General features: G+C 53.1%; 10 protein-coding genes, 1 tRNA gene and 1 pseudogene. 6 read left to right on the top strand and 6 right to left on the bottom strand.

From position 1 onward, the window contains the following. A partial coding sequence (locus tag GTGU_RS00070; protein WP_038153142.1) for a glutamine synthetase family protein occupies positions 1 to 1,258 on the bottom strand: 1,258 nt, incomplete at its 3' end. Between the two features lie 212 nt (positions 1,259 to 1,470). On the opposite strand from GTGU_RS00070, the gene puuD reads away from it, so the two are divergent. The 4 genes and pseudogenes from puuD (at position 1,471) to GTGU_RS00050 (ending at position 5,715) form a co-directional block, all read left to right on the top strand. Next, positions 1,471 to 2,235 (top strand): gamma-glutamyl-gamma-aminobutyrate hydrolase, encoded by a 765-nt coding sequence (puuD, locus tag GTGU_RS00065; protein ID WP_038153145.1) that lies wholly within the window; start codon positions 1,471 to 1,473, stop codon positions 2,233 to 2,235. Positions 2,236 to 2,261: 26 nt separating this feature from the next. Continuing rightward, positions 2,262 to 2,819: pseudogene (gene puuR / locus GTGU_RS00060) on the top strand (HTH-type transcriptional regulator PuuR). A 125-nt stretch (positions 2,820 to 2,944) separates the two neighbouring features. Next, positions 2,945 to 4,438 carry an aldehyde dehydrogenase PuuC gene (gene puuC / locus GTGU_RS00055; protein WP_038153140.1) on the top strand — a complete coding sequence of 498 codons (1,494 nt, stop codon included), beginning with the start codon at positions 2,945 to 2,947 and terminating at the stop codon, positions 4,436 to 4,438. Beyond that, positions 4,435 to 5,715, top strand: coding sequence for an NAD(P)/FAD-dependent oxidoreductase (locus GTGU_RS00050; RefSeq protein ID WP_038153138.1), 1,281 nt, complete (start codon positions 4,435 to 4,437; stop codon positions 5,713 to 5,715). Before puuC ends, GTGU_RS00050 begins: the two co-directional genes overlap by 4 nt. A 37-nt stretch (positions 5,716 to 5,752) precedes the next feature. Here GTGU_RS00050 and GTGU_RS00045 read toward each other — a convergent pair whose 3' ends face one another. Together GTGU_RS00045 and GTGU_RS26955 are read right to left on the bottom strand one after the other, a co-directional pair. Continuing rightward, on the bottom strand, positions 5,753 to 7,174 hold the full coding sequence (locus GTGU_RS00045) for an EmmdR/YeeO family multidrug/toxin efflux MATE transporter (RefSeq protein ID WP_038153127.1): 1,422 nt from the start codon (positions 7,172 to 7,174) through the stop codon (positions 5,753 to 5,755). 94 nt (positions 7,175 to 7,268) lie between these two features. Continuing rightward, positions 7,269 to 7,361 carry a DUF5951 family protein gene (locus GTGU_RS26955; RefSeq protein WP_425427375.1) on the bottom strand — a complete coding sequence of 31 codons (93 nt, stop codon included), beginning with the start codon at positions 7,359 to 7,361 and terminating at the stop codon, positions 7,269 to 7,271. A gap of 5 nt (positions 7,362 to 7,366) precedes the next feature. Here GTGU_RS26955 and GTGU_RS00040 point away from each other — a divergent pair. Together GTGU_RS00040 and GTGU_RS00035 are read left to right on the top strand one after the other, a co-directional pair. Then, a tRNA-Asn gene (locus GTGU_RS00040) sits at positions 7,367 to 7,442 on the top strand. 161 nt (positions 7,443 to 7,603) lie between these two features. Continuing rightward, complete coding sequence (locus GTGU_RS00035) at positions 7,604 to 8,872, top strand: tyrosine-type recombinase/integrase (protein WP_038153123.1); 1,269 nt, start codon at positions 7,604 to 7,606, stop codon at positions 8,870 to 8,872. A 121-nt stretch (positions 8,873 to 8,993) separates the two neighbouring features. On the opposite strand, the gene GTGU_RS00030 is transcribed toward GTGU_RS00035, so the two are convergent. From GTGU_RS00030 to GTGU_RS25985, 3 genes are all read right to left on the bottom strand, one after another. Continuing rightward, positions 8,994 to 9,812 (bottom strand): hypothetical protein, encoded by an 819-nt coding sequence (locus tag GTGU_RS00030; protein WP_038153121.1) that lies wholly within the window; start codon positions 9,810 to 9,812, stop codon positions 8,994 to 8,996. Between the two features lie 197 nt (positions 9,813 to 10,009). Next, entirely contained in the window at positions 10,010 to 10,141 is a 132-nt protein-coding gene (locus GTGU_RS26815; protein WP_281172946.1) for a hypothetical protein, read from the bottom strand. Positions 10,142 to 10,725: 584 nt separating this feature from the next. Beyond that, a partial coding sequence (locus tag GTGU_RS25985) for a hypothetical protein (protein ID WP_038153118.1) occupies positions 10,726 to 11,002 on the bottom strand: 277 nt, incomplete at its 5' end.

Here is an 11,002-nt window from a genome sequence, read left to right as displayed (position 1 = left end):
GGATAGGGAACGGCAGAACCGTCCTGCTCCAAGTCCCGTTGCCTTCGACCTCAGCCGGTAACGGCAAATCGTTATCGAGGCCGTGCAAAATGCCCGCCAGCAGGGTCGCCATCACCAGATAAGGGTTGGCATCTGCGCCAGCCACCCGGTATTCAACACGATGGTTATCACGATCACCGCAGGGAATTCGCAGCGCAACCGTACGGTTGTTATGCCCCCACGACGCCTGCGTCGGCACATACATGCCAGGCTGGAAACGGCGATACGAATTTACGTTAGGCGCTAACAGTGCCATAGAGGCAGGCATCAGGTCTATCATTCCTGCCAGTGCCCGCTTCAGAGTGATCGAATCTTCGCCATCGGCGTCCGCCAGCACGTTTTCGCCCTTATTATTCAGGATGCTGATGTGAATGTGCATCCCGCTGCCCGCATGCTCTTCATACGGTTTTGCCATAAATGTGGCGTGCATTTTATGCTTCTCAGCAACCAGGCGGACAAGACGCTTCAGCGCCAGCGCATCGTCGCAGGCATCCAGCACGTTGTCAGTATGATGCAGGTTGATTTCAAACTGCCCGGGCGAGGCTTCAGCCACTGCGCCATCAGCAGGGATCAGCTGCATTCGCGCTAAATCATCAATGTCCGTCAGCACGTCGGCGAAATGGTTCAGGTTATCAACGGAATAGACCTGGCTTTGCATATTGCGGTCCTGGGTGCCTGGTGCGCACGGTGGCTGGAGATACCCTTCTGCGTCACGCTGCCGGTCCAGTAAATAGAACTCCAGCTCTACCGCTACCACGGGGTGCAGACCGCGCTGGCGAAGCTGCTGCCAGAGTCGGTTCAGTACGTTCCGCGGCTCAACGTCAAAGGGAGCGCCATCTTCATCCAGCATGGTCAACAACATCTGACCGATAAACTCAGGGTCCGCAGCGGACGGTGTCAGCGTACCCGGAACAGGAACACAGCTGCGATCCGGCTCGCCCAGTTCCTGCCCCAGCCCGGCTTCTTCAACCACATTGCCGAGGATATCCATAGCAAACACTGAGGCCGGGAAATAACAGCCCTTCTCTAACTTACGTAACCCTGAAACCGGAATGCGTTTGCCGCGGAAGCAGCCATTCAGATCGGTTAACAGAACATCGACATACTGCGTTTGCGGGTAACGTTCGAGATAGTGCTTTACTTCGCGCGCAAACGCGCTACTTCGTCTCTCTTCAGACTGCTGAACAAAATTCTCAACTTCTACGATATTGGTTTCCATGATTCACCGCCGTTGCTTTGAGGTACGGTCACTGCCTCAGACCGTTAAATATAATGTCCATTCATCGACTCTGGCTGCAATCTAAATGTTTGTCAAATGTTAAATGAAGTTTGCAAACAAGTTATCTCACTGCTAGATTGAGAAAATATTGAACGGAAATTTGCAACATGGAATCGTTTGGCAATAATTTTTTCCAGAACGTGAGGCCGATCATGGGCAATATATTTGACAAGCCAGTCATTGGTGTTGTGATGTGCAGGAACAGGATTAAGGGTCATGAGACCCAGACTTTGCAGGAAAAGTACCTGAATGCCGTTTTAAACGTCGGAGGATTGCCCATCGCGTTACCGCACGCGCTGGCAGAACCAGAGCTTTTTGCCGCCCTGTTGCCAAAACTTGATGGTATTTTCCTGCCGGGCAGCCCGAGCAATGTACAGCCGCACCTTTATGGTGAAAACGGCGATGAGCCTGACGCCGATCCAGGGCGTGATCAACTGAGCATAGCGTTAATCAACGCTGCGCTCGAAAGGCGCATCCCCCTTTTCGCCATCTGCCGGGGCATGCAGGAAATGGTTGTCGCTACCGGCGGGACTCTGTATCGTCGCCTGTGCGATCACTCGCAGTTTCTGGAACACCGCGAAGATGCGGAGCTGCCAGTAGAGCAGCAATATGCACCATCGCATGAGGTTCAAGTGCAAGAAGGTGGATTGCTCTCAGCATTACTGCCCGGTTGCAGTACATTCTGGGTTAACTCCCTGCATGGTCAGGGTGCAAAAACACTGGGGTCGCAACTACGTGTCGAAGCGCGTTCGCAGGATGGACTGGTGGAAGCTGTGAGCGTACACGACCATCCTTACGCGCTGGGCGTTCAGTGGCACCCGGAGTGGAACAGTAGCGAATACGCCCTGTCGCGTTTGTTGCTCGAAGGTTTTATTACTGCCTGTCAGAACTATCTCGCTGAAAAGCAGCGGCTCTGACCACTACTGTTAAGGAAATAGAAATTATGAGCGATGACGGCCTGGCTCCGGGGAAACGTCTGGCGGAGATTCGACAACAACTGGGTCTTTCTCAGCGTCGCGCAGCCGAACTGTCTGGATTAACACACAGTGCAATCAGCACCATTGAATAGGATAAAGTCAGCCCGGCAATCAGTTCGCTCCAGAAGCTGCTGAAAGTATACGGACTGTCTCTCTCTGAGTTCTTTGCCGAACCGGAAAAACCGGACCAGCCGCAGGTCGTTATCAATCAGGACGATCTGATCGAAATCGGCAGTCAGGGGGTTTCCATGAAGCTGATTCACAACGGAAATCCTAATCGCACACTGGCGATGATCTTCGAGACATACCAGCCTGGTACAACGACCGGCGAACGGATCAAACACCAGGGTGAGGAGATAGGCACAATACTGGAAGGTGAAGTGGTATTGACCATCAACGGTCAGTCGTACCACTTAGTTGCGGGACAGAGTTACGCCATCAATACCGGCATTCCTCACAGTTTCAGCAACACTTCGGCAGGCATCTGCCGCATCATCAGCGCCCACACTCCCACCACGTTCTGATTTTTCTGGCCTGACGTGTTCAGGCCTTTATTAACAACAGATTGTCACAGGCGACCCCGCCTGCGACTCTCTGCGGCCAGATTTTGCCGGAGCAATAATTTATCCGATTGAAATAAGAGGTTTTTATGGACTTCCATCATCTGAATTACTGGCAGGAAAAAGCGAAAAATATCACGCCGGAAAGCCGTTTATTTATTAACGGCGAGTATTGCGAAGCGCAGGATAAGAGCACATTCGCCACGCTGGATCCCGCTGCCCAGCACCCGATTACCGCTGTCGCCCGTGGTAAAAAAGCCGACGTCGACATTGCCGTACGCAGTGCGCGTGAGGTGTTTGAGCGCGGCGACTGGTCACAGGCTTCACCGGCGAAACGTAAAGCGGTGCTGAATAAGCTAGCGGATCTCATGGAGCAGCATCACGAGGAGCTGGCGTTACTGGAAACACTTGATACCGGTAAACCGATTCGCCATAGCCTGCGTGATGATATTCCCGGCGCGGCCCGCGCTATCCGCTGGTATGCCGAAGCCATTGATAAAGTGTATGGCGAAGTGGCAACTACTTCACCGAGTGAACTGGCGATGATCGTCCGCGAGCCGGTTGGGGTGATTGCCGCTGTCGTGCCGTGGAACTTCCCGTTACTGCTGGCGTGCTGGAAGCTTGGTCCGGCGCTGGCCGCGGGTAACAGTGTCATCTTAAAGCCTTCGGAAAAATCACCACTGACGGCCCTGCGGCTGGCCGGACTCGCAAAAGAAGCCGGGCTGCCGGACGGCGTACTCAACGTGATAAGCGGTTTCGGTCACGAGGCCGGGCAGGCGCTGTCGCTGCACCCGGACGTGGACGTTATTACTTTCACCGGCTCCACCCGTACCGGGAAACAACTGCTGAAAGATGCGGGCGACTCCAATATGAAGCGCGTCTGGCTGGAAGCGGGCGGCAAGAGCGCCAACGTGGTTTTTGCAGACTGCCCGGACCTGGAAAAAGCGGCAGCCGCCACCGCGGCGGGGATCTTCTACAACCAGGGGCAGGTCTGCATCGCCGGAACCCGCCTGCTGGTGGAAGAGAGCATTGCAGACCGCTTCCTTGCGCTGCTTAAAGAACAGGCTAAACACTGGCAACCCGGTAATCCGCTTGATCCCGCCTGCACCATGGGCACGCTGATTGATAACGCGCATGCCGACACCGTACAGAGCTTCATCCGCGACGGGGAATCCGGCAACACACTGCTGCTCGACGGTCGCAGCGATGCCCATCCGGCGGCTGTCGGCCCGACCATTTTTGTGGATGTCGATCCCTGTTCGCACATCTCACGCGACGAAATTTTTGGCCCGGTGCTGGTCGTTAACCGCTTTCGCAGTGAAGAAGAGGCGCTGCAACTGGCGAACGACAGTGATTACGGACTCGGCGCGGCCGTGTGGACCGGATCGCTTAACCGTGCGCATCGCCTGAGCCGCCGCCTGAAAGCGGGGTCGATATTTGTGAACAACTATAACGACGGGGATATGACCGTGCCGTTTGGTGGTTATAAGCAAAGCGGCAATGGTCGCGATAAATCCCTGCATGCCCTTGAGAAATTTAGCGAACTGAAAACCATCTGGATTGCCCTGGAGCCTTCATCATGACTGAACATACCACAAGCTATTACGCCGCCAGCGCCAATAAATATGAACCGTTTCCGACGCTTTCTGAATCCATTACCTGCGACGTCTGCGTGGTGGGCGGCGGTTACACAGGTCTCTCTTCTGCCCTGCATCTGGCTGAAATGGGTTACGACGTGGTGCTGCTGGAATCCGCCCGTATTGGCTTTGGTGCCAGCGGGCGCAACGGTGGCCAGTTGGTCAATTCCTACAGCCGCGACATTGACGTCATTGAAAACAACTACGGCCCGGACGCCGCCCGCATGCTCGGCAGTATGATGTTTGAAGGCGGAGAGATCATTCGCGAGCGCATCAAACGCTACCAGATTGATTGTGATTACCGTCCCGGAGGCCTGTTTGTGGCCCTTAACCATAAACAGCTGGCGACACTCGAAGAACAAAAAGAGAACTGGGAGCGCTACGGCAACACGCAACTGGAATTGCTGGACGCTAACGCCATAGCCAAAGAGGTGAATACTGAACGCTACGTCGGCGCCCTGCTCGACCGCAGTGGCGGTCATATTCACCCGTTGAATCTCGCCATTGGGGAAGCCGACGCGATCCGTCTGAACGGTGGGCGTGTCTACGAACAATCGCCCGTCACCAAAATTCAGCACAGTCATCCGGCAGTAGTCAGTACGGAGAAAGGCCAGGTTACCGCCCGTTATGTGATCGTCGCCGGTAACGCCTACCTTGGCGATAAAGTCGAGCCGGAACTGGCGAAACGCAGCATGCCGTGTGGCACGCAGGTAGTGACCACCGAGCCGTTGTCAGCGGATGTAGCGAAGTCACTGATCCCCAATAACTACTGCGTGGAAGACTGTAATTATCTGCTGGATTACTACCGTCTGACCGGTGACAACCGCCTGCTGTATGGCGGCGGCGTGGTGTATGGCGCCCGCGATCCTGATGACGTTGAGCGCCTGATCATGCCGAAACTGCTCAAAACGTTCCCGCAACTGAAAGGGGTGAAAATCGATTATCGCTGGACCGGCAACTTCCTGCTGACGCTCTCAAGAATGCCGCAGTTTGGCCGTCTGTCCGGCAACATCTATTACATGCAGGGCTACAGCGGCCACGGTGTAACCTGTACGCACCTGGCCGGCCGTCTGGTTTCAGAAGCATTACGTGGTGATGCAGAGCGTTTCGACGCGTTTGCAAAACTGCCGCATTACCCGTTCCCGGGCGGGCGCAACCTGCGCATTCCGTTTACCGCCATGGGTGCGGCGTACTACAGTCTCCGCGATCGCCTTGGGGTTTAATGGCCCACGCACAGGGTGATCCCCCCTGTGCGTTTTTTTACTGTGATTTTATTTTGGGGTATTTCTGTAACCAGCGTCCGCTCACCATACGCCAGTAAAAAAGTACGCCACGCACCGCCCAGTCGAGGAACATGCCGAGCCACACGCCGATCACGCCCATGCCGAGCATAATCCCCAGCACATAACCGGCCACCACGCGACAGCCCCACATACTGAACATCGACACCCACATGGCGAAACGCGCGTCACGCGCCCCTTTCAGACCTGACGGTAGCACCCACGACGCTGACCAGATCGGCATGAATGCTGCATTGAGCCACAGCAGGACTTTCACCACTTCCTGTACATTCGGATCAGGGGTGTAAAACGATGCGAACAACCCGGCAAACGGTGCGGTACCCCAGGCAATCGCTGTCAGCCCAATCGTCGACAGCCAGAACACGTGGCGTAACTGGCGTTCTGCCTGGCCAATCTGCCCTTTGCCGAGACGTTTCCCGGTGATAATCGTTGACGCCGAGCCAAGCGCGTTCCCCGGCAGGTTGATAAGAGACGCGACCGAGAAAGCAATGAAGTTACCTGCAATGACGTCCGTCCCCATTCCGGCGACAAACATCTGCGTCAGCAATTTGCCGCCATTAAACAGCACCGATTCTATACTGGCGGGGATCCCGATGCCCATTACTTCCCAGATGATGCCAAAATTTAACGGTCTGAAATAGCTTCTCAGGGAGATCCGCAGCGATTTTACCCCTTTGATCAACACCAGCACGATGGCTATCGCACCGATATAGCGCGAGATGGTTAACCCGAGCCCGGCGCCAACAAACCCCAGCCCTTGCCAGGAAAGGAAACCGTAGATTAACCCGCTGCTGATGATAATGTTCAGGATGTTCATTCCGCCGTTAATCAATAACGGAATTTTGGTATTACCCGCCCCACGCAACGCGCCGCTGCCAATCAGCGCGATGGCTGCCGCCGGGTAGCTGATCACCGTCAGCTCAAGGTAGGTTAACGCCAACGCCTTCACCGGCTCCGTCGCCGCTCCCGCGATGACGTCGATAATCTCTTTACCAAAGGCATGAATGACAATCGCCAGCACCACAGAAAACAGCGCCATAATCACCAGCGATTGCCGCGCCGCCGCCCTCGCCCGTTTGTGGTCACGCTTACCCAGACTGAAAGCCACCACCACCGTCGTACCCAGATCGATCGCTGCAAAGAACGCCATCACCACCATGTTGAAGCTGTCTGCCAGCCCGACGCCCGCCATGGATTCCGCTCCCAGCCAACTGACCAGAAACGTACTCAACACGCCCATCAACAGAACGCAGGTGTTTTCCAGAAAAATGGGGACAGCAAGAGGGGTGATTTCACGCCAGAAGAGGGTCCGATAACTTTTTCGGTTTTTATACCAGGCCGTACGTTCTACGGACTGGCGAAGTGCTGCGGTGACGTTCAAGAGGGACCTTAATGAGAAAGTTGAAACTCCATTTCAAATGATGATGGAGAATCCGCAAAGCTGCAAAATATTTTTCTGCTTTAATTGGTGGAAATTACAACAAATTGTTGGCAGAAGAAGCAATTGGACACGAATGCAAGAAATGGGGTTTGACAAAGATTTTTTCGCCGCTAAGATAACCCTCCACACGATTCCTCTGTAGTTCAGTCGGTAGAACGGCGGACTGTTAATCCGTATGTCACTGGTTCGAGTCCAGTCAGAGGAGCCATCTTTCTGTTTTTATGTTTTCCTCCGAATCCTTATCTGATGTTGATTCAGTGCGTTAGCGTAAAAAGTCTTCCCGTCGGGTTTTGATTTAACCCTCCACATCGGGAAATAAAGGTGGTCAACTCCGGGGTCGATTTGGTTCGATAATGGAGTGACCCCCATATGTCTCTTACCGATACGAAAATCCGCAGTCTTAAGTCTTCCGGTAAACCCTTCAAGGTTGCTGACGCGCACGGCCTGTATCTTCTGGTCAGTCCGGGCGGTTCCCGTCGCTGGTATCTCAAATACCGTATTCACGGTAAAGAATCCCGCATCGCGCTGGGGGCCTGGCCTGTTGTGTCTCTGGCTGACGCCAGGCAACAGCGCGAGGGTGTCCGTAAACTGCTGACACAGAACATCAACCCGGCGCAGCAGCGGGCCACGGAGAAAAGTTTACGCGCGCCTGACAGACAGTTTAAAACCGTGGCGCTGGCCTGGCACGGAAGTCATAAAAAATGGTCGCAGAATACGGCAGAGCGTCTGCTTGCCAGCATGAACAGGCATATTTTCCCGGTGATTGGTCATCTGCCGGTGACGGAACTTAAACCCCGTCATTTCATCACGTTACTGAAAGGAATTGAGGAAAAAGGTCTGCTGGAAGTTGCGTCCCGCACGCGGCAGCACCTCTGCAACATCATGCGTTATGCGGTTCATCATGGACTCACCGACAGTAACACGGCAGCCAGGCTTGACGGTGTGACAATGCCGCCGGTGAAACGGCACTATCCGGCCCTGTTGCCGGAACGTCTGCCGGAACTGCTGGCACGGATTGACAGTTATCATCAGGGCCGTGAGCTGACCCGGCTTGCCGTCCTGCTGACGCTGCACCTGTTCATCCGCTCCAGTGAGCTGCGCTTTGCCCGGTGGGGTGAAATTGATTTCAGAAACCGGGTCTGGACGATACCTGCCAGTCGTGAGGCCATTGCGGGTGTGCGTTATTCCGGTCGTGGAGCCAAGATGCGCACTCCGCATATCGTGCCGCTCTCGGAGCAGGCCATCGCCATTCTGAAACGGATTAAAGATATCAGCGGTGATGAGGGTCTGGTGTTCCCCGGTGACCATAATCCGTATAAGCCGATGTGTGAAAACACGATAAACAAGGCGCTGCGGCTGATGGGCTATGACACCAGACTTGAGGTCTGCGGACATGGATTCAGGACGATGGCCTGTGGTGCGCTGATGGAATCCGGTCTGTGGTCACGGGATGCCGTTGAGCGCCAGATGAGCCACCAGGAGCGCAATACCGTGCGTCAGGCTTATGTCCACAGGGCGGAACATCTGGAAGCCCGTAAGGCCATGATGCAGTGGTGGTCGGATTATCTGGATACGTGCAGGAAAGACTATGTGCCCCCCTATATAGCAGGACAGAAAAAAGCGCACATCGCCGACTGAGCACCGGTCCGGTGCATCAGGGTAAAGGCCGTATCAGTGTACTGATACGGCTTTATTGTGTTCCGTAAACGCGCGTATATATTCCCCCTGTTCAGGCTCTGAGTATCAGCATAAACACATCTTACAGAGGAACAGCGGCATAGATGTAGAACAGGAAATTAACAACCGGTGCCACGGGTCTGAGGATATAGCTCAGGTAATCATTCTGATTATGCAATAAATACCACGCAGCCCCCGAGGCCAGCAAATATCCCACAATACCGAGCAATGAATTCACTGCTGAAAAGAAGATAATACCTGATATCTTTCTTTGCTTTGTATAACCACAGGTGGCAGTAAGCAGGGTAATACTCACGATAACAAAACCGGCCACAGAACAAAGCAGGGCAAGCTGTTCTTTAAGAATGAACAGATGCCGCACCTGCATTTCCCTGTCAAATAAGGATGAGCCATACGAAATAAAGGTCCCTGCTAACCGGGTATATAACCCGTCAATACTCTGAAGAAAATAATATGAGTTTACGGCACTTTTTGATGCAAGGTCCGCAATAAAAAAAGTAACCGCAATATAGAAAACATCCCAAAAGCGGGTCTTTACGCCGTTGACATGCAGCGTCAGTAATACACCACACAGACAAAACCAGGGAGCCAGCGTTGCCATTTTACCGAGCAACGTATTGATGAAAGAGGTGCAGAAAGGAAGTAATATAAAAAACAGAACGCCGACAAACATATTCCGGTTGCGGACATTTTTTTGCGCATCCTGCATGATAATATTGTATTCTTTATGTTCTATAATATTACCATTACCGTTTATCGTATGGGATTTGTTGTTTACACTTAAATTTAGCTTAAGTAGCTTTATGGTAACAGGGAGACCGACAGTAACAGTAAGTGCAAATGATACAAGTGATTCCACACTGAATAAACTTTCGAACATAACATTCCCGTCCTTTTTTAATGATGCTTACTTATACCATAAGTATGAATAAAAAACAGACATCAAAAAAGGCTGTATGTACTGACATGAATGATGATCACCCGGTACCGTATATTTCGTTCTGTCCGGTCAGGTTCCGGTAACCAGAAACCACCCAGGATTATCCGGGGTGGCTTTTTATAACACAGAGCGCAGCATTAAGGGGACGTTCCTGGTTTCAGTTGCTGACGTTCTGAATCCTCAAAAATGTCGTGTAATTGCTGCAACTGTTCATAAAGCATCTGTAATAAAACAAAGTTTGGCGCAGCCTCATCCGGGCGATCGAGCATGGTTTTCACCAGAACACATGATCGGTCAACAAGCAGTCTGGCATCGGGAATGGCAGCAGGGATCAGACCAGGTGAGCGGTCCGGGTGTGGTTCAGACAAAAGGCACATATCACTGACCTCCCGGTAACGACTGGCGGAGGACAAATGCACGGATCAGTAAAGAATGTATTGTCATAAGGCAATCTCCGATAAGTGTATACATTCACCACCCTGGAGACCAATCCTGTGGTGGTGAACCGGACGGAGTTGGTCTTACCGGCCTTATCGGAAACCGGCGCATCTTTCGATGCCCCCGCCCGGCCCACCATTGAGGTATGACCGAACGCACGACATAAAAAAGACGCCAGTGCGCCATATGTCGCCGATAAGACTTCTTCAGGAGACCAATCCCGGCACCTGAATTTGCAGGTGCGGGTGAAAGATAGCGTGATTACGGTCTGGTGGCAAGAAACTGCCTTTTAACCGTTCAGATCAGTTGCTGTTGATAAGAGCATTCGCAGGATATTACAGCACAGAATAATTTAACCCGGTGTCATGACAACACCGCTTCGCATTCCCTGAAGCGGTGTTTTTACGGTAAGCTGTTACAGGCCTACGGTGTAATGCGTGCCATCCGGCAGTTCAACATCCAGGGACACTTTGCAGCCATATGCCCCGGCAAACCGCCGCAAATCTGATAACGTCATCGTATGATTGAGTCTGGCGATGAACCAGGACGGTGTGTCGGTATCCGTGTTTTCATGCAGACGCTGCAACTTCTTTCTGAGCAGGGCAAGTGCACGTCTCAGCATGATATCCCCGGCCATATCCTCAATTTCTGCCGTCACATCCGGTTCTTCATTATCGGGATGCCAGTAGCAA

Source organism: Trabulsiella guamensis ATCC 49490, from assembly GCF_000734965.1.
Taxonomy (GTDB): Bacteria; Pseudomonadota; Gammaproteobacteria; order Enterobacterales; family Enterobacteriaceae; genus Trabulsiella; species Trabulsiella guamensis.
Note: the sequence above shows the minus strand (reverse complement) of the source record. Positions and strands in the feature narration are given on the sequence as shown.